The following is a 20,288-nucleotide window of genomic DNA, read 5'->3' as shown; positions in this document are numbered from 1 at the left end:
ACGACCTGCATCGATTCGCGGCCCTCTAGGCCGCCTCATCAGCAGGTCGCTCGTCATCGCTCGCAGCGCCGTCGCCCGGAAGCGCTGCCCTCGTAGTACCGCTCGACACCGTGGCCGCGTTCAGTTCGGCAGCGCTCAGCTCCCGATGCGACAGCGGCTCATCGTAATAATCGAGTGAACTATCGATTAAACAGTCCGGCAGTTCGCCACCATCACAGTCGCTTTCCATGCCCTGTTCCCCGCCCCTCACTCACCGTCGAGCCAAACACGTTAGCGACGCTTCGAATCTTGCGCTAGTCAGATCCAGGAAAGCATCCGGATTCGTTGATTCCGAATGATGCGTTCTCGCAACTCCACCGCATCGAAGCAACGCCAAAACCAGGAATTTGCATAGGAATATCCCAGGCCGCCCGAATCCCCCTCAAGAGGCCCCGGCGAGACGGGAAATACCGTCGCCGAACACAGTAGCGACGACCTTGAGTTCGGTCAAGCCCCCCATTCACCAGGCACGTTGACACCAGAAACGGAATCATCGATTTCTCGACAGAAACACAATGTCGTAAGGTTCATTGAGGCAAAAATAGGACCAAACACACCAAGTCGGACAGGCAGGCATCGCTGGCGCTCGCCATTGATGATGTCAATCCACAGTTGACCAGAGGAGTTGCGTCAAATTAGCCTGGTCGCGTCAGGTGTGCAGGGCACTCACAGCCCAGGGAGAAGGCCAGGTGGCACATGGAAACCGGTGAGGAGTTCGGGCCCTGGCTGGCCCGACAGCTCAAGCTCACGGGAAAGAGTCAGGCCGAGCTGGCCGAGGAGCTGGGACTCACCCGAGCCGCGGTCTCCGCATGGATCACCAAGCGATCCATCCCGCGTCCGACTGTGATGCAGGAGATCGCCAGGGCTCTCGGGACCGATATCGGAACCGTGCACTCCCGGACCACCGACACCCAGGCCGGCCTGCCGGTCACCTGGTACCACCGCCCCGGGTACCCGGACGGCGGCCGGGACGGCGGCAACGCCGCGGCCTTCGCCTTCGAACCCGACGTCCAGGTACTGGCCCGGGAAACGTGCCAGAACAGCCTCGACGAACGGATCCGCGAGAACGGCCGCCCCGTCCGAGTGCGCTACACCATCCACGAGCTGACCGGCGAGAAGCTGGCCGCCTTCCGGCAGGCGATTCTCTGGGACGAACTGCAGCCGCACTACGCGGCCGTGTCCGCGAACGCCGCGCATCAGAAGGTCGGCCGGGTCATCGACGCTGGTGTGCGTGACATGTTCGAGAACGGGCGTCTGGTCCTGCTCCGGGTCGACGACTACAACGCATCCGGACTCACCGGGGACGACTACGACGACGGCCGGTTCGCTGCCGTGGTCCGTCGTCAGCTGGAAAGCCTGAAGTCCGGCAGCTCGGCCGGCGGTTCGTACGGCCTCGGCAAGGCGACCTTGTGGGCAACCAGCGCGCTGGGCCTCGTTCTGATCAACTCCACCCTGTCCGAACCGCACGAAGGACGGACCGAGCGTCGCGTCATCGGACGACTCGAGCTTCCCTGGCGCACGGTGGACGGCCGGACCTGCGCCGGACCCGCCTGGTTCGGTCGCCCCGATCCCGAGTCTCCCGCCGCCGAGGTGACGCGTTCGTTCTGGGCAAACCCGGAGACAGTGGCGAGTCTTCACCTGACCCGAGACGGTGACGACCCGGGCACGTCGTTCCTCATCGTCGGCGCGCAGGACGTGGCCGGCCTCGCCGACGATGACGCCGATGGCGGGAAGAGCGACTCCGAGGAGAACGGCGACGACACCCGCGATATCCGGGCCATGCATCGACGACTGGTCGCAGCCCTGGGACGTGATTTCTGGGCTGCCATGACCGGAGGCGGAAACCGGGAGCCGCTCCTCGAGACTTCCGTGCGTACTCTCCGCAACGACGAGATCGTCCTCGAGGAGGAACGGGTCGATCCGGCGAATGAGGAACCCTCCCGGACCCGCGCTCTACGCGCACATTTCGAGGGAACGACAGTGGAACGGCTCACCGAGTCGGGCCAGGTCGCCCACCGCTTCGTCCCACTCGACCTCCCCCTGTCCGGAGGGGGCCGAGGCACGCACGGCCGCCACCAGGCCCTCGTGCTGATCACTGCCGCCGAGGAGTCGGAAGAGGAGCTGAACCAGGTTCACTACATGCGCGGCAACCTCATGACCGTCAAGAAGGCTCGGGTACCCAACCTGCCGCTGGGCACCGACCCCTTCCAGGCCGTACTTCTCGTCGGCCGGGCCGTGGGGGATTCCGTGCCCTTCGTGAACGAGGCCGAGGAGTTCCTGCGTGCCGCGGAACCACCCGAGCACGACCGATGGGGGCAGACCGATGAGCTGACCCTGCGGTGGTCGCACTCCGCGTTTCGACGCATCAACAGGCTGACCACGGAGGTCAACAGCGCCGTCAAGGATCTGGCCGCTCGCCCGAAGAGCGCCGGCCGCCGGCCCGGCGGCGAGAAGCTCGGGAAGGCACTCGTCCTGAAGCAGAGCCCGGCAGCGGGAAGCCGAGTACGTACCGGAACGGGAAGACCAGACCTCCAGGAGTTGTCCGCCGAGATCGGCCCGGCCGGCGAATGGCGAGTCACCGCGGAAGTGAAGCTCCCTCGTGGTGTGGAGCTGCCCGCAATGCGACCTGTCGCCGAACTGGACGTGCGGTCGGGGCCACGTCCGAGGCTCGCTTGGGCGGAGCTGGAGGCCGTGGACGGCTGCGAGGTGGAGGACGGGGTCCTCCGGTTCGTCCCAGGAGTCGGGCGGGCGACCTTCCGTGGCTCGACCGACGTCGAGAGTCATCCCGTACGTACGACGCTCACCCGCCTCGTGCTCGAGCTCCGTGCCGAGAAGGGGGACTGAGAAATGAAGATCTACCCCTACAAGCGGCTGAATCGTCCGATCGCGCTCCGAGTCACGTCCGTCTCGCTCAGGCTTCCCGACGGCACCCGGGATCCCCTCGACATATCGGCGTTCTCGACGCAGCAGCAGACCGTGGCACTCGGCGTCGCCGGAGACGCCTGGGTAAGCGCACGAATCGGACTGTCCGCCACCCTGCCTCCCGGTTCCACTGCCGCCGACGCGCCTTGGAGCGACGTACGGGTGCTCGCGGTACTCAGCGACGGCGAGACCAACGTCCGCACCTCGGCACGCCTGCGGCAGTCGGCGCCCGAGAGCAAGGACTGGATCGGCGACATCGACGTGCTTCGGGACGACCACGTCGGTCGAGCCTCGCTCGAGGTGTACGCCGTGGCGACCGTGGACGACGTCGCAGGGCGATCCATCGCCGAAACCGACACCCCATGGGTCGTCGACGCCATGGCGAACGAACCCCTCCGCGGTCTGGCACTCGACATCCAGCAGGTGGACTTCCGCAAGAGTTCCCGCGAGTGGCTGCGCCCCTACGCCGACGCGCCCTGGATCGTGGACGCCTCGGGGCGTGTCCCGACGGTGTACGTGAACAGCGCCGTGGAAGGCCTCGCCGAGTTGCTGGGCAGCCGAAGCGGCGGGATCGAGAACAAGGTCCACGAGCTGTTGGTCACGCAGATGGCCACCGACGTCTGGACAGCCGTCTTCCACAGCGCCGTGGGTGATCTGGAGATCGAGCCCGACGGTTCACCGGTCTTCCCCACCGATTGGCAGGGCGAGGTTCTGCGGGAGATGCTGCCGTACGTGGTACCGGACGTGCATGTCGAGGAAGCTCTGCGCACGGTCCACCGTCGCCGCACGGGGGATGCGGGATGGGTGGAACTCCAGACTCGCATCCATTTCGCGGCGATCCGCCGCGCCGAGGTCACGAAGTCCCTCGCCGGAATCCTTCGCGGACTCGTTCAGATGAATCAGGGGACCGAATCGTGATCGAGAAGCCGTCCCACATCCCCGCGCGACTCGGGTTCCTGGCCGGCACCGCTGCAGACCCGTTCCTGAGGGAGGAACTCCTGCAGGGGATCCGGGGTCATCAAGGCGTGGACCTGGCCAAGGTCGTCGACCCGCTGCCCGAGGAAGACCCCAGGTGGCGGGTCGATCCCATCCGCGATCTCGTCGATGACGCCATGCACGAATTCGCCGGGAACCGCACGCAGGCGGATGCCTGGCTCGCGCCCCGGCTCCACGCCTCCCTGCGAATGACCCGCCGCGAGGCCGCCGACCGACGCCTGTGGAACCACATCGCGCTGGCCGTCGCACCGGACTACGTCGTCTGGCGACATCTGCCCAACAAATCGGAGCCCAGGACTGCTCCGGAACGGTTCCGGGGCCCCCTGGACAGGCAGTGTTTCTCCCGCCTGTGGTGGGCCGCGGAGATATTCCGTGACGGCAACGACTACAGCCCGGTGGTCACGGCCTTCGGCAACCAGGACCTTGTCCACACGGTGCTCAGAAGCACCTGGATCGACCACCGACCGTCGGCGCAGGCAGTCGTACGGCTCCTGGAGGCCGGTGTCGTCTCCACCGGCCGCGAGATCAACGGGCTCTCCGTCGCGATCAACGCGGCAGGAGCAACACTGCTGTACGACGCGCTGGCACCGGATGTACCACGCGACCCGGAACCGCTGCGTCAGTGGATCGAGGACGCAACGACTGCGCCGCCGGTGTCCCGACGCCACCTGCCCGACGGCCCGGACGAGGAACCGGTTCCGAAGGAATCCGTGGCCACGCTCGTCGGACACTTCACGGACTTCTTCGAGACCGCGCCCGTGCGCGGTCGGGACACGGAGGGGCGCGTCTGAATCAGGACGGCTTGCCGGGGCAGCGGCTCTCGTCCCCGCACCCGAGATCCCGAAGGCGTTTCGTCTCTTCCGACGACGCGCTGGTCCACAGGGGAAGGGTCTCGGGCATCGTCTCGCGCCCCAACCCCAGGGCCGCATTGATCACATGCATGCCGAACAGCGGTGGCACGGCGTTGCCGACCTGTTGGGACTTGTCCCCGCCGCTCCAGGGATAGTTGGCGGGGAAGGTCTGGAGTATCCCGGCCTCGGGAATCGTCAGATTGGAGCGGCGCGTCTCGTCGCCGTCCGGAAGAAGCACGTTCCGGGATGCCTTGCCCGTGACGGTGAAGGCCGGTTGTGCCGCCGTTCGGCGTCCGCGCTTCTTCGGGTCCCCGCCCTGCCCGTAGTTCGACACCAGGGTGAAGTTCCCCGTACGTGAGGCTGCCAGCGCCTCGCCCATGGTGCGGTACGCCTTCTTCGCGTCGTCTCCCTCGGCCCCGATCTCCATCGGCAGAGTGGCGTCCGATTCGGATTCGTCGGCGTTCTTCCGCGTGAAGCGGTGGTGCGTCGGCTTCGGGAGCTCGACCCCTCCGGAGCCCACGAGCCGGGCGATGAGCACAGCGCGCTTCCTGGTCTGCGGGACACCGTATTCCTCGGTGCGAAGGGTGCCGACCTGCACGCTGTACGTAACCCCGTGAGGCAGGCCACCGCCCTCGAGGACGTCCGCGTACGCGTGCCACACCGGCTCCACCGCAGGCACCTGTTCCAGCACAATCGCTTTGATCGACTCAGGACCCCGAACGTTGATCGACTTGATCAACCATCGCAGTGGTTCGAGGACCAGCCCGGTTCGGCGATCATCAGGACTCAGCCGCTCGAGCTCCGCATCGATCTCATCGTCCGGCTTGCCGGCAACGATGAGATCGATGAAGCCTTTGACCCGGTCGAGATCCTTGCGCCCGGTGCCGCTGCCCGCCACGGAATACGTCTGACACGGCGGCCCGCCGGCCAGCACGTTGATCGTTTCGGGGATCTCGTGGAACCGTTCCTCGCGAAAGGCGCTCACATCGGCGTGGAACGTCGGCAGTCCTGCGGCGTAGCGGGTCTCGCAGGCACTCTGGTCCCACTCCAGCCCGAGGCTCTCCACTCCGAGAAAGTGAGCGGCGACGTCCAGCCCTCCAGGGCCCGCGAAAAGATCAAGGACGTGATAGTCGTCGGGCGCGACTGGGTGGGCTTCCGTGCTGGTCATGTGGCTGAAGTGTAGCCGGCGACGGGTGGTGTCGTCCCGTCCAATGCCAAACGCAGAGCCACCCCCAGGGCGCGCCCCACCGGCGGTGGCGAGGCGTGTCCGATCTGCCGGTAGCGAGCGGTTTTCTTGCCGACGATCCGCCACTCCGGAGGGAAGGCCTGGAGGATCGCCGTCTGATCCACGGTGAGCCTCACCATGCTGTGGTGCTCCGCCTCCGGCTCCCAGGCGAACTCCGGCCCGGGAGGCTCGTCGGCCAGTGAGACGCTGTTCACACCCATCCGCGCCCACTTGCGTTTCGTGCCGGTCGGACCAAGGTCCGCTCCTCCGTGGTTGTCGGAGCCACCCACCAGCGTGGGCGCGACCTCCTGAGCCTGCTCTGCCCATCGATCCGCACCCTCCCAGCCACGTGAGGCCATGGAGTCGCGCAGGGCTTCCCCCACCGTTCTGTGCCGCTTCACCGTTGCCCGGGGCGGCTCGAAGCTGCCGAACCACGGCGACTTCAGCGCGACGAGCATCCCCTGCTTCCGCTCCTGGGGGACGCCGAAGTCCGCGGCATTGAGCACGAACCAGGAGAAGCCGTAGCCGAGGTGCTCCAGCTCGGTCTCGACCTCCGACCTCACATCAGCGAACGCCGGTGAGGCCACCAGGTCGGGCACGTTCTCGATCAGCAGGGCCCGGGGCTGGATCGCATGTAGCAACTGGATCGTGTCCCGCAGCAGTCTCCGCTCCGTGTCGTCGTCGGAACGCCCCACCGTTGCCGACGACTTCACCCGCGGCAGACCGGCCGCCAGCAGATCGACGTCAAGGGCTTCCTCGTATTCGATCACCGGGTTGAACGTGTGGAGGTCAGCCTCCAGGACAGGCCAATCCGGCCGATTGGTGATCAGCGTCGCACACGCCACGGGTTTCTTGTCGAGGAGAAGCACCGGCGTGAACCCCGCCTGCTCCAGACCGAGTGCCAGCCCGCCGGCCCCCGCACACACCTCCACGAACCGCAGCCCGCTCATAACCGCACCCCGTTCCCCCTGGCCTTCCGCGCCTTCGCGTCGACTGCCGCCGCCACCTTGACCGCCACCTCCGCCGGCTCCTCGTGCTCCCAGAACCGCAGCACGGTCCAGCCTGCCGCCGTGAGGTGCGCGTTCGTCTCCGTGTCCCGCGTCATGTTCTTGTCCAGCTTCTCCCGCCACCACGCTGCGTTCGATTTCGGTTGCGTGGCGTGCTCGGGACAACCATGCCAGAAGCAGCCGTCCATGAAGACCGCGACCTTGGCGCGGGTGAACGCGATGTCGATCGTTCGCCTCGACATCCCCGGGACCTTCACGTTCAGCCGATACCGCCGTCCGGCGGCGAAGAGAATCTTGCGGACGGCGGTCTCGGGCTTCGTGTCACGGGACGCCTGTCGTGACATGCGGGAGGAGACGGACGGGGAAGACGGCTTCATTGCGGTCACGGGGGACGAGTATGCCCCGTCATGACGGCCCACCGTCATCGGCCGTCCCGCTCCACGATCGCGCGACGGCTCGAGTCGATCGTCGCGAACCGCACCAGGCTCCCGCCCTGCCGCACCGACGAGGCCGGAGGAACCAGGGACGCTCTCGTGGGAGATCGAACCGTCCGTGTTGACCACGGTGTCGGGCTCAATGACTGGGCCTTGCCGTAGCCAGAATCGGGCGGCAGACGCTTGGCACCGGTCGTAGGAACGTCGAACTGCCAGTCGTCCTGGCTGTCGGGTGCGTTGATCACTGCTTCTGAAGACCTTTGTGGCGCGTGTAACAGGAGGGAAGGCTGAGACATACAGGTGGTTACTACTTCAACTGATCCATCATGAGGTGTAAAGGTTGTACGGGAAGGGCGCGACTCACCACCATGGGGCGAACGACCCCATTACGAACGTCTTCGCCGACGACCTCCCGATCGACACCCCGGGACAAGCCCGAGACAGAAGCGTTTCCTCTTCACTCCAACGCATGACCATACGTATCCAATCCGTCACGGTCCGCATGCGACCGATCGCGCGGGGCACCTCCTGCCCCGAGTGCAACGCCCTCGACAACGAGGGCGGGGGACGCGGACGGAGAGTGGCGATGAACGTGATCACGAAGACCTGGCGGGGCATGACGGCCGGATGTGCGGCTGTCGTCATGGCATTGACCTTCGCTTCTCCAGCCGATGCGAGCGCCGTGGGATACGCCAAGGTCGACAAGTTCTGTTACGAGGCCGGCGGGCACAATCTCTGCCTGCCCACCACCACCCTCGGTCACTTCATCAGGGGATCCGGGCGGACGATCACCCGCGAAGAGGCCTCCGTGCAGGACACCTTCGGCGGCGACACCGCCGGGGGGAAGTGGTGCAACTGGCGGATCGACTGGCGGTACGCCGATACGGCGGGGCGGACCTATCGGATCGTCAAGGGGCCGATGCACCACTCGTGCGGAGGCTTGACCTCCATCGGCCGTGTCGACAAGAGGAAGAAGACGTTGAAGCACTACGGCAAGGCCTGTGCCGCCTTCTACGCAGGCAACCAGGTTCGGGCCGTGCAGTGCCACAACATCGTCAAGTAGGGCAGGCGGGCAGCATGGGGCAGCAGTTTTTCGGCGTGCGGGGCGCTCGCGTCCTGCGGTGGGCCGTGGTCGTCTTCGGCGCGCTCATGGGGGCCGCGTTCGTCGTACCCGTAGCGCTGTCGCTGCTGCCGCAGAGCTGGGTGGGCGGGTGGTCGGACGCTCTCTACAGCCGGATCGTGTTCGCCGTCGCGGCGGTGGGGTGCGTCGGGATCGCGTATCGGGCTCGGCGCGGGTAGGTCGCTGCGGTTGGGGTGGGCGATCCGCTTGCCCTCTCCGCCGTGGCGGGCGCTGTCTCCGGGACGTCCGAGTCGTCGTCGTGGCCGCGACGCGGAAGCTCGGCTACGCTCCCCATCAACCGGGGGGTGAACGATGAAGCTTGGGCTTCTTTCGTGTGTCGGCGTGCTGCTGTTGGTGGCGACCGGTTGTACGGAGAGTTCTTCTCCGTCCCGGTCCCACCCCTCTTCCTTATCGACCTCCAGCTCCTCCGCCGGGTTCCCCGAGCGTGCTCCCGCCATGCCTGTCAGCGGGGCGGGGTTCACCGCACGGGATGGGAAGCTGGTCGAGAGGTTCAGGGAGACCCTGGAGTCGACGTCCGACACGCTGGATGCTCCGGCCATCTCCGACGTAGCAGTCGTCCGGCGCTTCCCGCAGCTCGGTACAGGCGATGTCGTCTGGATGCCCGACCCCAACACCTACTGCCACATGAAGATTCGCGCGAGCTGGGCTCAGCAGGCGTGCCACGCGCTCGCGAAGTGGCGGATGCCACAGGGCTACGTGCACGTGGGTTTCCTGTCCACGTACAACCGCGACGACTCGGCCGTGACACCCGAGATAGTTCTCTACGGCGCCATCGTCGAGAACGTCAGCGGCCCCTTCGCCTTCGCGGGCGGCGCGCTGGAAGACGCGCCTCCGCTGCAGGAAGCCGCGATGAGGTTCCCCTCGGGCAGCGTGTTCACCTTCCTGACGTACGGACCCCCGGAGAACATGATCTCCTCAGTCCCGGAGATCTGCGGTGCCGGCCGGACCGTATGCTTCAAGGCTTTCGAGCTGGGCGATACCGGAGGGTTCGTGACCGGTGAGAGTCTTCTGCCGAGCTGACCACGCAAAAGCGCGGAGCACCGGCTAGACCCGCGACGCCCAAACCCCGCCCGCCCAGCACCAGAAAGGGGCGGCGTCCGGCCAGTCCCCCCTCAACCATCCGGCCAACCGCAGAACTTGTGCACAGGCCGCTCCCGCTGACGCTCCGTGACCGGTAACCTCGGTTACACCATGCGTTCGTCGTGCTACAGCCCGAACGGGCGTCGTGGGACCGCCGGAGCTCGTCGGATCCGGCGGGAAAGGAGACGGGGGATGGCCGACGCCTATGTGGCGTACGCGGCGGAGGATGCCGAGTGGGTCGGTGTGCTCACCGAGCGGCTTCGTGCCCATGGGGTGAGCGCGTTGAAGGACCGGCATCGGTTGCTGCCGGGAAGTGTGGTGGTCCACGAGGTCGAGGACGCCATTCGGTCGGCGAGTACCGGGCTTGTCGTGTTCAGCCCTGCCGCGATGGCCCAGGCGTGGCTGCGTCAGGAGTACGCGGCGCTCTTCCAGGCTTCCGCCGGGCGGGATCTGCGGCTGGTGCCCGTGTTGTTGGGGGATGCCGGGCCGCCGCCGTTCGCCGCGACCCGGCTTCCGATGGACTTTCGGCGGCTGCCTGCCGAGGGGGACGCCTTCGAGGACCGGGTGGCGTTGCTCGCGCGGATCGTCCGGGGCGAGCAGCCGCCGGAGGAGCTGCTGCGGAGGGTCGAGGACGTACAGGATGATCTGGGCGTTGTACGGGGCGGGGCGGCGCGGCCGCTGACCGGGCCGGCCGAGCCGAGCGTGGTGATCTGTCACGCGCGTGAGGATCTGGAGTACGCGCGCGGGCTGGGGCGGCAGTTGGCCGACGCGGGGTTGCCCGTGTGGACGGCCGGGCGGCTGACCTGGGGTGATGACTGGGTGTGGGCGATTCGGCGGCAGCTCGCCAGTGCGGTGGCCGTGGTCGTGGTGATGTCGCCCGAGGCGCAGGCGGCGCAGGACGTGAGCCGGGACATTCTGGAGGGGCAGCGGCTGGGGCGGCCGTTCTTCCCCGTACTGCTGCGCGGTGAGCGGCATTATCTGCTGGCCAGCAGCTGGTACTTCGACGCGCGCGGCGGCGCGCTGCCGGGCCCGGCCGAGCTGCGGCAGCTGCGGCGGCTCCTCGAGCCGTCCGGGGGCGGCCTCCGCGCCGACACCCCGCCGCCCTGGCCGGAGCGGCGGAAGTCAGTGCCCCCGCCCGTCGACGCCTCGCTCGCCACGCTCTCCGCGCTGCTCGCCGCGGGCGAGGTGGAGCAGGCCGACGTACTGACGACGGCGCTGCTGCTGCGGGAGGCCGGGCGGCACGAGTTCGGCTTCATCCGCCCCACGGACGAGGACGCGAGACGGGCCCTGCCGGACGCGTTCCTCGACGCCGTCGACACGGCCTGGGCGGGACTGCTGCCCGTATCGGAGCGGGGCGGGCTGCACGGGTTTCGGGCGCAGACGCGCCGGGCACGCCCGGAGGGGCGCGGGCACCGGGCGTTCGCCGCGCTCGCCGTGGCGTACGGGTGGACGGACGCGCCGCACGCGGCCTCTCCGCGCTACGAGACGTTCGTACGCGCCGCGGCCTGCGCACCGGAGGACCACCCGGCGTTCTTCCCGACGCTGCGCAGCCCGCAGAACGAGGCGCAGAAGGACTGGCACGACCAGTGGTCGCTGACCGTGCGGGCGATCCATCAGCGGCTGGCGGACCGGCGGCACACGTAGGCGTGGGCAGGGCACGCGCCGGGAGGAGGTGAGGGTGCATGGTGGTGCTGGTGATCGTGCTGCTCGTGGCGGCCGGCGCGGTCGGCGGGGTGGCGGTCGTGTATCCGGAGAGCGGGCTCGCGCGGCGGCTCGGCTTCGTGGTGATCCCCGGGGACATGGTCGGCGTGGTGCGCCGGCGGATCGGGGGCAATCCGTCGGACCCCCGGTTCAAGCGCGTGGTGCCGGACAACTCGCGCGGGATCCAGGCGCGGTGTCTGACGCCCGGGGTGCGGCACTGGCTGATGCCTGGTGTGTACAGCGTCGACCTGGCGCCCCGGGTCAGCATCCCGCCCGGGATGATCGGGCTGGTCACGGCGCTGGACGGGGCGCCGCGGCCGGCGGGGCGGCTGCTCAGCCGGCGGGTGGAGTGCGACAACTTCCAGAACGGGGTGGCGTTCCTGCTGGGCGAGGGGGAGCAGGGCAGGCAGCTGGCGACGCTGCCGGGCGACGCCTCGTACTACATCAACCCGGAGCTGTTCCGGGTCGATTTCGCGCCCCGTACGCATGTGCCGGACGGGACGGTGGGGCTCGTACGGGCCAAGGTGGGGCGGCTGCGGCCGCCGGACCAGCCGTTCGGGCGGTACGTGGAGTGCGACGTCTTCCAGGACGGGGACGCGTTCCTGCTGGGCGGCGGGGAGCAGGGGCGGCAGCTGGCGGTGCTGGGCGGGGGTGCCTCGTACGACATCCATCCCGACCTCTTCGAGGTCCTGACCACGGCGACCGTCGGGCCCGGGCGGCAGGACGGGCTCACCCCGGCCCATCTGCGGCACGTCAACATCCCGGTGGGTTACGTGGGTGTCGTCGTCACGCTGCACGGCATCGAGCCGCCGCCGGAGGACGACGTCATCGGGCCGGTGGTGCACGGGCACAGCAACTACCGGCTGCCGTGGAAGTTCCTCGACGGGCACGGCTGGCGCGGGGTGCAGCAGGAGACGCTGCGGCAGGGCGGGGTGTATGCGCTGAACCCGTGGTTCGCGCGGATCGTGCTGATCCCGACGCGGCTGCTGACGCTGGAGTGGAAGGAGAAGACGCCCACCGAGGCCGACAACTACGACGCGGAGCTGGAGCAGCTGGTCATCAACATCCAGGGCTTCCAGCTGAAGGTCAACGTCACGCAGACCCTGCAGATCCCGGCCTCCGCCGCGCCGCGGCTGGTCAGCCAGTTCGGCGGGGAGGTCTCCCGGGACGGGCTCGGCGGGCTGGTCATCGACCCGCGTCCGGTGCAGCGGTTCGTCGAGCGGGTGCTGGGCGGCACGGTCGAGAGCTATCTCACGCAGGTCGCGGCCTCGGCCACGGTGGAGGACTACCTCACGCAGCAGGACGAGATCCGCGCCGAGCTCGCCGGCCGCGTCCGGCAGAACGTGGCCGAGTGGGGCATCACCGTCTCCGACACCCTCGTCGGGCTGTCCGTCGCGCAGGACACCGAGCTGGACCGCATCCGCCGGCTGCCGATGACCGAGGCGCACCGGCGGCGGACGCTGGAGGAGGAGGTCAAGAGCGCCCAGATCCACGCCCAGATCCGGCGGATCGAGATCGCCGTCGAGCGGGAGGAACGCGGGCTGGCCGTCGCGGAGCTGGAGGCCCTGGCGAATCTGCTCGGGCCCGAGGTGGCGTCGGTCCAGGCGCTGCTGGCGGAGGTCAAGGACATGCGGGTGCCCGAGGTCATCTCCGGGGATGCGGCGATGATGGGGCAGTTCATGCCGTGGCAGCGGATCCAGGACGTCATCGCCGGGGTGCGGCGGGAGCAGTCCGGGGAGCTGGAGGCCGGGCCGCGGAAGGATGAGCTGGAGGCGGGGGACGCTACGCCCGATTCGTGAGCACCGCGCGGGTGATCTGCTCGCAGAGCCGGTCGTACGCGGCGTCGTCGGCGCCGCGGAAGTCCGCCGGGTAGAGGACCTCGGCGAACTCCGGCAGGTCCAGGGGCTCGCCGGGGTCGCCGATGAGTACGGGGACGAAGCGCTGCGCCTCGTTCTCCAGGGACCGGCGCATCAGCGCGGCGTACTCCCGGCGCACCCACCCGTCGTCCCGCACGCCGGGGCCGAAGACGAGCAGCCCGTGCGCGGCGTCGCGGATGGCGCGCTCGAGGGTGTGCACGCGGACGCCGCCGGGCTGCGCCAGCAGCTCGTCGTACGCCACGCGCACGCCGCGCGCGGTGAGGCGGGCGGCGAAGTCCCGGACCCAGGGGGCGTCGGTGTCGGCGTAGGCGATGAAGACGTCGTACGGGGGGTCGGCGGGCGCGGGCGCGGGCGCGGGCTCCGGCGACGGGGTGGTGGCGCGGGGGCGGCGGCGGTATTCGCGGACGGCGATGTACGTCCCGACCAGGGTGGCGAGCGTCCCGACGACCGTGAGCACGAGCCCCGCCACATTCATCCCCTCAGGCTACGCGAGGGGTTGCGGGCCCGGCGGGGCTTCCGGGGGCCGGGGGCGGGTTCCGATACCGTGACCCTATGACCGGGTTTGCCCTGAAGCTTGGCGCGATCACCATCGACTCCGCCGGCGCCCCCGCGCCGGCCGACTGGTGGGCGCGGGCGCTCGACGTAACGGATCCCGATCCCGGTCAGGCTTAGGAAATCCCCAGGTCAAGGGCTCCTTCGATCAACCCTCTTGCCACTACTCGGTGACACTGTATAGTGGTACTCGGTACCACACAGTACTGAGAGGAGGGACAGCGATGGACGACCTGACCGAGATGCTCAAGGGCACCCTCGAAGGGTGCGTGCTCCAGATCATCGGCGCCGAGGAGACCTACGGCTACGCCATCACCCGCCGGCTGGGCGAGCTCGGCTTCGGGGACGTTGTCGAGGGGACCGTGTACACGATCCTGCTGCGCCTGGAGCGCAACGGCCTCGTACAGATCACCAAGCGGCCGTCCGAGTCGGGGCCGCCGCGCAAGTTCTACACGCTCAACGACGCAGGGCGGGCGCGGCTGGCGACGTTCTGGGCGAAGTGGGAGTACGTATCGACCCGCATCGACAAGCTCAGGGAGGGCGTGCGATGAATTTCTGGGAGAAGATCACCGGCAGCGATCTCAGCCGGGACTGGAAGGCGTTCGAAGCCCGGGCCGAGGCCCTGCCCCCCGAGTACCGGGCCGCCTGGGGCCAGATCGTGTCCCACGCCTTCCCCCACGGCAACTTCACCGGCCGCAATCTGACGCCCATCCTCGACTCCGCCCTCTCCCTGCTCGAGGAGACCGCGGCGGACGGCCTGAGCGTGCGCGAGGTGCTGGGCGACGACATCCCCGGCTTCACGGCGGCGCTCGCCGGCGGCGAGGGGGCCCGGACGTACCGCGACCGGTGGCGCGAGCAGCTGAACAGGAACGTCGCACGCAAGCTGAGCAGGCTGGAGGGCTGACATGAGCATCCACGACATCATCGAGGGCAAGAAGCAGTGGCGGGCGCACGTGGCCCGGGTCAAGGCGCTGCCGCCGGACTACCGGATCGTCTACCAGGAGATGCAGCGGTATCTGTTCAAGGTCGGCCCCGTCGCGCTGACCGACGGGACGCTGCTCCCCGGGATCGTCGACTTCTTCGAGGAGGGCGCGGCCTCGGGCAAGGGGGTGCTGGAGCTGATCGGGGAGGATGTGGCGGCGTTCGCGGACGGGCTGATCAAGGACACGCCCACGTATGCGGAGGCGTACCAGGAGGCTGTCGGCGGGGCGGGGGACTGAGCCGGCCGCCTCCGCCGCCGGGTACGGGGCGGAGGCGGCCGTCGTGGTCGCTCAGGGCTGCGTCGGCCTGATGCCGTACATCATGCGCGCGCCGCCGTATTCGGTGACCGTCCAGAACATGGGGTCGGCCCGGTCGGGCCAGATGGTGAGGTCCTCGAGGCCGATGGCACCCTGCAGGGTGTACAGGGTCTCCAGCCGTCCGTCGCTGTTCGGCCGGGCCACCTGCGTCACCCCGTTGGACGTCGTGCCCAGGCTCTGGTTCAGGAAGTACGTGCCGTTGTACGAGGCCACGCCCTGGATCCCGCCGTTGAGACTGGGGTCAAGCCGGTAGTCGAAGGGGATCCGGTACGCGGCGTCCCCCTTCCAGAGTCCGTCCGAGGACACCTTGGGCAGGCCGCCGTCGTCCAGCATCGGCCAGCGCACGACCCGGCCGGTGGCGTACTCCGTGGTGTTGGGCCGCGCGCACCACTCACCGGTGACGACATGGCGCACGCTCGCGCTGCGGTCCAGGCTGGCGGAGCTGAAGCGGGGGGTCACGTCGTAGCGGGTGCAGGTCTTGTCGCCGTCCTGCATGTCGCACACCGGGCTGGGGACCATCTCCAGGGTGTCGCAGCCGGCGTTCGTCCAGCCGTCGCTCTCCGGGAGGATGTAGCGGTAGCCGTGGGCGTAGAAGACGCCGCTCTGGCGGCCGACGGCGGTCTTGTCCGTGCCGTAGCTCGTGCCCTCGGGGAGATTTCCCTGGAGGTCGATGATGTCGCGGAGGTCGAAGACCCGGAAGCCGCGGTTGGTGTCGGCGACGTAGAGCTTGTAGCCGTACCAGACGATGCCGCCGGCGTGCAGTGAGCCGGCGCCGTACTTCTGGGTGGTGCGCATGCCCATCCAGCTGGCGTTCCCGGAGTCGTTGGTGAACGGGTACACCAGCAGTACGTGCGCGTACTTTCCGGTGCCGGAGTCGATGAACGAGATCCGTACGCCCTTGACCGCGGTGTTCGTGCCGTCTACGTCGACGTCGTCGTTGACCTTGTCGCCGTTCCAGTCGTCCTTGTTGTACCAGGTGACCAACAGGGGCTTGTGCGCGGCGGGATCCCAGCCCGTCGTGGCGTCGCCCCAGGTCATGTCCGCGTCCGCGTCGCCGACGCCGGTCACGCCCTGGGGGATCCACTCCGAGTTGGAGTTGCCGTTGTCGTCGGTGTCGAAGCAGAAGGAGCTGACGAGGTTCTGCGGTGTCGATGTACCGGCCGTGGCGGCGTCGTTGCAGACTCCGCTGCTGAACCGGCCGGTGTTGTTGGCGTTCTGCAGGATCTCGTTGACGCCGATATTGTCGAATTCCTGGTTCATCGTCGCGACCCGGTCCTGCAGGGTCGCGCGGTTCTTGATGGGCCTCAGCTCGAAGTTGCTCAGCGCGAGCCCCGGGTCCGGGTCCGCCGCCTGCGCCGGGCCGGTCGCCGTGAGGGCGGCGAGGGCCAGCAGTGCGGCGGTCACCGCCCGCACTTTGGTGCGCATCTTCATGCGTCACTCCAATCGATCATGTGCATGACCGGATGGAGTGTAGGTCGCCGTGCGGACGCCGGCGCCTGCGGGACCCGGGCGTGGGCGGCTGGTCGGCTTTGGGGGCGGCAGAGTGGATCTTTACCGCCATCTGCCTGTTCTTCCGGCCATGGTGGCCGCGTTCAGGGATCCGGGTTCGGCTCAGCCGGCCTCTCGCCACATCCGGAACCGGATGCCGTTGCTCAGTGGTTTGCGCTGGATCAGGAAATGGGTTCCGGCCGAGGTCCTGATGCAGAAGATCTGGTCGATCTCCGGAACCCACCGGTTCTGCGGATCTCCCTCGGCGTTCTGCGTGCAGCGATCCGCCTTGAACACCCTGTCCGTGTTAATTCCCCCGGCGATCACGGCGTCGTTCTGGAGCTCGAAGTACGCGGACGTCGCGTCGTACTCATCTGTCCGGATCGGGTTCAGGTCGTTCAGTTCGTCGTCGGTGAACCCGTAGTCGAGATTGACGGGTCCTTCCGTGACCGCGAGTTCCACCGGCTCGGTGTCCCACCCGTTGTCCGTCAGCTCCTGCGTGTCGAACTCCCCTGGCTGCCGGGCGGGTTCCTGCTCCCGCGGCGCGGTCGGCTCCGGTTCCGCCGCGGGGCTGCCGGACGGCTCGGTCTCCGGGGCGGAGGAAGCCACGGCGCTCTCCTTCGCGGCCGTCTTCCCGTCCGACGAATCCGCCTTCGCCTGCAGCAGCCCGAAGATGACGGCGACAGCGACTCCGACCGTTCCCGTGACACCCCCGACGACCTGCCAGATGTGGCCGCTTCCACGGGGAGGAACGGGCACAGGGGGTCCGACGCTCAATATGGGCTCCCCCAGTCGTCCTTGTGCCGGATGCGACGGCCACCCGGGCTCCGTTCTCCGCACTCGGCCGGCGACGCAGGGCCAGTGTGAGGCTTCGGCCCGTTTCCGGCTATCCACTGGACGAACACGCTGCGTACGCTTTGCGCAACGGACGGCGACGGGGGGATCCGCGGGTGAGGGTGTGCTGCCTGGATTACGGGGCGCCGGTACGTATCGACGTCGAACCGCGGGAGGACTTCCACCTCGTACGCCAGGACGGCCCGCACCTCGTGCTCCGTATCCCGCGTGACGCGCTCGAGCGGCAACTGCGGGCGATGCTGGGGCGGCCCGTCGACGAGCCCGTCCGCTTCGAGCCCCGTACGGACCGGACGGATCCCGGTGCCGACGCGTGGTGGGGCATCGTCGTCCTGCTGGTGCGGGACATGGAGCGCGGCGGGACGCTGCTGCGCGATCCGGCCGTGCGGTGGCCGCTCGAGCAGGCGCTGCTGGGGCAGTTGCTCGAGCGCCGGCCCCACAACTACTCAGCCCGGCTGCGGGACGCGGCGTCCTCCCCGGTCATCACCCGTGCCGTCGGCATCATCGAGGAGCGGGCCGGTGATCCGCGGTTCACCGTGGAGGAGCTCGCCCGCGCGGTCTCCCTTAGTACGCGCGCCCTGCAGCTGGGGTTCCGGCGGGATCGGCGGACGACGCCGTCCGCCTTTCTGCGCCGGGTGCGTCTGCGGCGGGCGCGGGAGGAGCTGCTGGTCGCGGGACCCGGGGTGACCGTCAGCCGGGTCGCGGGGCGGTGGGGGTTCTCGAACTACGGGCGGTTCGCGGAGTACTACCGGCGGGAGTTCGGGGAGCTGCCGTCGGACACCCTGCGGAGCCGCTGACCCGGCGGGCGGGCCGGGTCAGCGGCGGGCGGTCAGCGTTCGAGGAGGGCGATGCGGACGGCCCGTTCGACGTGATGGGCGGTGTTCTCGTGGCCCGCCGCGTTCGGGTGGACGAGGGTGGCGCGCTTGTCGACGGCGGCGCAGTCGAACACGCCTCCGGGGAGTTCGGACGGCCAGTAGTCGGCCGCGTCGCCGCAGAGTCCCTCGACCCACTTGGTGTCCGGGGCCTGGCAGACGTCGTGGCCCACGCTGGAGCTGTAGACGTCGGCGTAGCGGTCACCGAAGAAGCCGCTGACCCGCTGGATCGTGGCGTTCTGTGCCTCGAGGACGTCGGTGCGGAGCCAGTCGATGTCGGCGGGACTGATCGGGCCGAGTTCGGTGAGGTCGCTCTGGCCGCAGTCGGCGGCGTCCTGCGGCAGGATTGCCGGGTAACCGACGGTGATCACCTTGGCGAAGGGTGCGACCGTGTGCACGTTGGCCAACATCTCGATGTACTCGCCCTCGATCTGGGCAAGCCTCTCCTTGATGCTCTTCACTCCCTCGGGGGGATTGGTGTAGTAGTCACGGCAGGACTGTCCGCCGAGACCCAGCTCGATGCATTTGAACAGCATCTCCCCGAAGGGCAGGCTGTTGCCGCCGACTCCGACGGTGACGACATCGGTCTGCTGGCTGAGCTTCGCGCGCTCGATCTGCTGATCCACCTCCGCCCAGCCCCCTGCCGGCGGCTCGACCGGGCTGATCGGCGTCTGCTTCGCCGTACTCACGTCGGCGATGGTGGCGGCCCCGCAGCTGACGTTCGTCAGCCGTACGGGCCTGCCGGGCGGGTAGTCCGCGAGCCGCCTCTCGATGAGGTACGGGTACGCGTCGGACGTACGGTCGCAGCCGTCCCGCCCCACATCGCCCAGCCCGGGCTGCGGGTCGCCGACGAAGACACCGGCGGTGTACGAGTCGCCGAGGGCGGCCCACTCGTACTCGTACTCGTCCGCCGCACCGGCGGAGCCCGTGGGCACGAGCGTGGCCGCCGCCAGGGCGAGCCCGGCGGCCAGCACTCGCGCGCGCAGACGGGAGACAGGGTGTCGCATGAATCCTCCGTGAACTGGGGAAACGCCCGGTTCGTGGCTCCGGGCCTCAAGCAAGATCATTCACGGTGGTCGGCCGCCTGCCGGGAAACTGGGCCCGGACGTCCCTGATCGGACCAATTCGTCAGATCTTTGGCCCCGGGTGCCCGGCATTTGTGCGCCGTCGGGGGTTTGCGGGGCGAGGGTCACTCGGTTGGGTGATCTCGACGGGGAAACGGTTCTGCATGGGGTCCGGTGCCGTGATGCTGAGCGCGCGTTTCCGGCCACATCGGGGAGGAACCATGACATCGTCCGAGGACTGGCATCTGCTCTACGGCTTCGCCCGCGTCTTCCTCGGGGCCGGCAACCGGTCCCTGGCCCGGCCCGTCGTGCTCGTCGGGCCGCGGGGCGGCGATCTCCACACGCTCCAGAGCGGCGCCGACCACCCCGCGTACTCGTTACGGCAGGCGCTCTACAACCAGAGCCTGGACCTCGTCCTCGTCTCCTTCCTTCCCGGCGCCCGGCTCGGCGACCGGCATCTGACGGCGCAGACCGCCGTGCAGCGGGCGCTCGCCTCGCGGACCGGGGACGCGCCGATCGCCGTGGGAGGGACGGGGGACGGGGCGCTGGCCGCGCGGTACGCCCTTGCCGCCATGGAGGCCAAGATGATCGACCATCAGACCGGGAGCTTCTTCACCTGCGACCAGGCCACCCCCACCGACGGCGAGGCCGAGGCCCTGCGCCAGGTCGGGAGCTGGCCGCGGCGTCCCCGGCGGCTGGGCCTCGCCGGTGACGGGGGTACGGGACGGCTCGCGGACCCCGACTACGACGACAGCATCCGCGGCGCCCGCGCCCCGGACGGCGCGCTGCTCAGCGGGGAGCTCGGCGCCTGGCTCGTGAGCCGGCTGACGCGCTGAGGCCGTAGGTGGTTCGTACGCCGCCGTATTCGGCGAGCAGTGCGGCCAGTGGG

The 20,288-nt window shown here is 68.9% G+C and carries 21 protein-coding genes; 13 read left to right on the top strand and 8 right to left on the bottom strand.

The window, feature by feature from the left end:
* Positions 1-25 precede the first annotated feature (25 nt).
* Complete coding sequence (locus tag SRB5_RS29940; RefSeq protein WP_153456597.1) at positions 26-229, bottom strand: hypothetical protein; 204 nt, start codon at positions 227-229, stop codon at positions 26-28.
* 506 nt (positions 230-735) lie between these two features.
* Here SRB5_RS29940 and SRB5_RS29935 point away from each other — a divergent pair.
* The 3 genes from SRB5_RS29935 to SRB5_RS29925 are packed head-to-tail and all read left to right on the top strand — an operon-like array spanning position 736 to position 4,748.
* Entirely contained in the window at positions 736-2,883 is a 2,148-nt protein-coding gene (locus SRB5_RS29935; protein ID WP_153456596.1) for a helix-turn-helix domain-containing protein, read from the top strand.
* A 3-nt stretch (positions 2,884-2,886) separates the two neighbouring features.
* Positions 2,887-3,879 (top strand): hypothetical protein, encoded by a 993-nt coding sequence (locus SRB5_RS29930; RefSeq protein ID WP_153456595.1) that lies wholly within the window; start codon positions 2,887-2,889, stop codon positions 3,877-3,879.
* A complete protein-coding gene (locus SRB5_RS29925) occupies positions 3,876-4,748 on the top strand; it encodes a DUF6339 family protein (protein WP_323378718.1) in 873 nt (290 codons plus the stop codon). Before SRB5_RS29930 ends, SRB5_RS29925 begins: the two co-directional genes overlap by 4 nt.
* Before the next feature lies 1 nt (position 4,749).
* Here SRB5_RS29925 and SRB5_RS29920 read toward each other — a convergent pair whose 3' ends face one another.
* From SRB5_RS29920 to SRB5_RS29910, 3 genes are read right to left on the bottom strand one after another with little or no spacing between them, the layout of a single operon-like run.
* Positions 4,750-5,976: a DNA cytosine methyltransferase gene (locus tag SRB5_RS29920; protein ID WP_153456594.1), complete on the bottom strand. Its 1,227-nt coding sequence runs from the start codon at positions 5,974-5,976 to the stop codon at positions 4,750-4,752.
* Complete coding sequence (locus tag SRB5_RS29915) at positions 5,973-6,983, bottom strand: DNA cytosine methyltransferase (RefSeq protein WP_153456593.1); 1,011 nt, start codon at positions 6,981-6,983, stop codon at positions 5,973-5,975. The genes SRB5_RS29920 and SRB5_RS29915 overlap by 4 nt, the downstream gene beginning before the upstream one ends.
* Positions 6,980-7,417 (bottom strand): very short patch repair endonuclease, encoded by a 438-nt coding sequence (locus SRB5_RS29910; RefSeq protein WP_153456625.1) that lies wholly within the window; start codon positions 7,415-7,417, stop codon positions 6,980-6,982. Before SRB5_RS29910 ends, SRB5_RS29915 begins: the two co-directional genes overlap by 4 nt.
* 526 nt (positions 7,418-7,943) lie before the next feature.
* Here SRB5_RS29910 and SRB5_RS29905 point away from each other — a divergent pair.
* The 5 genes from SRB5_RS29905 (at position 7,944) to SRB5_RS29885 (ending at position 13,195) form a co-directional block, all read left to right on the top strand.
* A complete protein-coding gene (locus SRB5_RS29905; protein WP_153456592.1) occupies positions 7,944-8,537 on the top strand; it encodes a hypothetical protein in 594 nt (197 codons plus the stop codon).
* 14 nt (positions 8,538-8,551) lie between these two features.
* Positions 8,552-8,773 (top strand): hypothetical protein, encoded by a 222-nt coding sequence (locus tag SRB5_RS29900; RefSeq protein WP_153456591.1) that lies wholly within the window; start codon positions 8,552-8,554, stop codon positions 8,771-8,773.
* A gap of 277 nt (positions 8,774-9,050) precedes the next feature.
* Positions 9,051-9,635, top strand: a complete 585-nt coding sequence (locus SRB5_RS29895; RefSeq protein WP_153456590.1) for a hypothetical protein — start codon at positions 9,051-9,053, stop codon at positions 9,633-9,635.
* Positions 9,636-9,887: 252 nt separating this feature from the next.
* Positions 9,888-11,339 (top strand): TIR domain-containing protein, encoded by a 1,452-nt coding sequence (locus SRB5_RS29890; RefSeq protein ID WP_153456589.1) that lies wholly within the window; start codon positions 9,888-9,890, stop codon positions 11,337-11,339.
* Positions 11,340-11,377: 38 nt separating this feature from the next.
* Complete coding sequence (locus SRB5_RS29885; RefSeq protein ID WP_153456588.1) at positions 11,378-13,195, top strand: SPFH domain-containing protein; 1,818 nt, start codon at positions 11,378-11,380, stop codon at positions 13,193-13,195.
* Here SRB5_RS29885 and SRB5_RS29880 read toward each other — a convergent pair.
* The gene (locus SRB5_RS29880) at positions 13,179-13,748 is read right to left on the bottom strand and encodes a toll/interleukin-1 receptor domain-containing protein (RefSeq protein WP_153456587.1); all 570 of its coding nucleotides are present in this window, start codon (positions 13,746-13,748) and stop codon (positions 13,179-13,181) included. The genes SRB5_RS29885 and SRB5_RS29880 overlap by 17 nt on opposite strands.
* Before the next feature lie 301 nt (positions 13,749-14,049).
* On the opposite strand from SRB5_RS29880, the gene SRB5_RS29875 reads away from it, so the two are divergent.
* From SRB5_RS29875 to SRB5_RS29865, 3 genes are read left to right on the top strand one after another with little or no spacing between them, the layout of a single operon-like run.
* Positions 14,050-14,376, top strand: a complete 327-nt coding sequence (locus SRB5_RS29875) for a PadR family transcriptional regulator (RefSeq protein ID WP_153456586.1) — start codon at positions 14,050-14,052, stop codon at positions 14,374-14,376.
* Positions 14,373-14,729: a DUF1048 domain-containing protein gene (locus SRB5_RS29870; protein WP_153456585.1), complete on the top strand. Its 357-nt coding sequence runs from the start codon at positions 14,373-14,375 to the stop codon at positions 14,727-14,729. Before SRB5_RS29875 ends, SRB5_RS29870 begins: the two co-directional genes overlap by 4 nt.
* A gap of 1 nt (position 14,730) precedes the next feature.
* Complete coding sequence (locus SRB5_RS29865; protein WP_153456584.1) at positions 14,731-15,045, top strand: DUF1048 domain-containing protein; 315 nt, start codon at positions 14,731-14,733, stop codon at positions 15,043-15,045.
* Between the two features lie 51 nt (positions 15,046-15,096).
* Here the strand turns inward: SRB5_RS29865 and SRB5_RS29860 are convergent, their stop codons facing one another.
* Together SRB5_RS29860 and SRB5_RS29855 are read right to left on the bottom strand one after the other, a co-directional pair.
* Positions 15,097-16,554, bottom strand: coding sequence for a hypothetical protein (locus tag SRB5_RS29860; RefSeq protein ID WP_153456583.1), 1,458 nt, complete (start codon positions 16,552-16,554; stop codon positions 15,097-15,099).
* A gap of 180 nt (positions 16,555-16,734) precedes the next feature.
* Entirely contained in the window at positions 16,735-17,370 is a 636-nt protein-coding gene (locus tag SRB5_RS29855) for a hypothetical protein (RefSeq protein ID WP_153456582.1), read from the bottom strand.
* Between the two features lie 191 nt (positions 17,371-17,561).
* Between SRB5_RS29855 and SRB5_RS29850 the strand changes: the two genes are divergently transcribed.
* Positions 17,562-18,260 (top strand): AraC family transcriptional regulator, encoded by a 699-nt coding sequence (locus SRB5_RS29850; protein ID WP_323378717.1) that lies wholly within the window; start codon positions 17,562-17,564, stop codon positions 18,258-18,260.
* 32 nt (positions 18,261-18,292) lie between these two features.
* Here SRB5_RS29850 and SRB5_RS29845 read toward each other — a convergent pair whose 3' ends face one another.
* Positions 18,293-19,342 (bottom strand): SGNH/GDSL hydrolase family protein, encoded by a 1,050-nt coding sequence (locus SRB5_RS29845; protein ID WP_153456580.1) that lies wholly within the window; start codon positions 19,340-19,342, stop codon positions 18,293-18,295.
* Positions 19,343-19,620: 278 nt separating this feature from the next.
* Here SRB5_RS29845 and SRB5_RS29840 point away from each other — a divergent pair, with 278 nt between their 5' ends.
* Positions 19,621-20,235 (top strand): hypothetical protein, encoded by a 615-nt coding sequence (locus SRB5_RS29840; protein WP_153456579.1) that lies wholly within the window; start codon positions 19,621-19,623, stop codon positions 20,233-20,235.
* Positions 20,236-20,288: the final 53 nt, after the last annotated feature.

It is taken from the genome of Streptomyces smaragdinus, from assembly GCF_009604385.1.
Taxonomy (GTDB): Bacteria; Actinomycetota; Actinomycetes; order Streptomycetales; family Streptomycetaceae; genus Streptomyces; species Streptomyces smaragdinus.
Note: the sequence above shows the minus strand (reverse complement) of the source record. Positions and strands in the feature narration are given on the sequence as shown.

What these genes read in the sequence shown, in the direction of transcription:
- SRB5_RS29940 (WP_153456597.1), bottom strand. Translation starts at nt 229, where the DNA reads ATGGAAAGCGACTGTGATGGTGGCGAACTGCCGGACTGTTTAATCGAT.
- SRB5_RS29935 (WP_153456596.1), top strand. Translation starts at nt 736, where the DNA reads ATGGAAACCGGTGAGGAGTTCGGGCCCTGGCTGGCCCGACAGCTCAAG.
- SRB5_RS29930 (WP_153456595.1), top strand. Translation starts at nt 2,887, where the DNA reads ATGAAGATCTACCCCTACAAGCGGCTGAATCGTCCGATCGCGCTCCGA.
- SRB5_RS29920 (WP_153456594.1), bottom strand. Translation starts at nt 5,976, where the DNA reads ATGACCAGCACGGAAGCCCACCCAGTCGCGCCCGACGACTATCACGTC.
- SRB5_RS29915 (WP_153456593.1), bottom strand. Translation starts at nt 6,983, where the DNA reads ATGAGCGGGCTGCGGTTCGTGGAGGTGTGTGCGGGGGCCGGCGGGCTG.
- SRB5_RS29910 (WP_153456625.1), bottom strand. Translation starts at nt 7,417, where the DNA reads ATGAAGCCGTCTTCCCCGTCCGTCTCCTCCCGCATGTCACGACAGGCG.
- SRB5_RS29905 (WP_153456592.1), top strand. Translation starts at nt 7,944, where the DNA reads ATGACCATACGTATCCAATCCGTCACGGTCCGCATGCGACCGATCGCG.
- SRB5_RS29900 (WP_153456591.1), top strand. Translation starts at nt 8,552, where the DNA reads ATGGGGCAGCAGTTTTTCGGCGTGCGGGGCGCTCGCGTCCTGCGGTGG.
- SRB5_RS29895 (WP_153456590.1), top strand. Translation starts at nt 9,051, where the DNA reads ATGCCTGTCAGCGGGGCGGGGTTCACCGCACGGGATGGGAAGCTGGTC.
- SRB5_RS29890 (WP_153456589.1), top strand. Translation starts at nt 9,888, where the DNA reads ATGGCCGACGCCTATGTGGCGTACGCGGCGGAGGATGCCGAGTGGGTC.
- SRB5_RS29885 (WP_153456588.1), top strand. Translation starts at nt 11,378, where the DNA reads ATGGTGGTGCTGGTGATCGTGCTGCTCGTGGCGGCCGGCGCGGTCGGC.
- SRB5_RS29880 (WP_153456587.1), bottom strand. Translation starts at nt 13,748, where the DNA reads ATGAATGTGGCGGGGCTCGTGCTCACGGTCGTCGGGACGCTCGCCACC.
- SRB5_RS29875 (WP_153456586.1), top strand. Translation starts at nt 14,050, where the DNA reads ATGGACGACCTGACCGAGATGCTCAAGGGCACCCTCGAAGGGTGCGTG.
- SRB5_RS29870 (WP_153456585.1), top strand. Translation starts at nt 14,373, where the DNA reads ATGAATTTCTGGGAGAAGATCACCGGCAGCGATCTCAGCCGGGACTGG.
- SRB5_RS29865 (WP_153456584.1), top strand. Translation starts at nt 14,731, where the DNA reads ATGAGCATCCACGACATCATCGAGGGCAAGAAGCAGTGGCGGGCGCAC.
- SRB5_RS29860 (WP_153456583.1), bottom strand. Translation starts at nt 16,554, where the DNA reads ATGAAGATGCGCACCAAAGTGCGGGCGGTGACCGCCGCACTGCTGGCC.
- SRB5_RS29845 (WP_153456580.1), bottom strand. Translation starts at nt 19,342, where the DNA reads ATGCGACACCCTGTCTCCCGTCTGCGCGCGCGAGTGCTGGCCGCCGGG.
- SRB5_RS29840 (WP_153456579.1), top strand. Translation starts at nt 19,621, where the DNA reads ATGACATCGTCCGAGGACTGGCATCTGCTCTACGGCTTCGCCCGCGTC.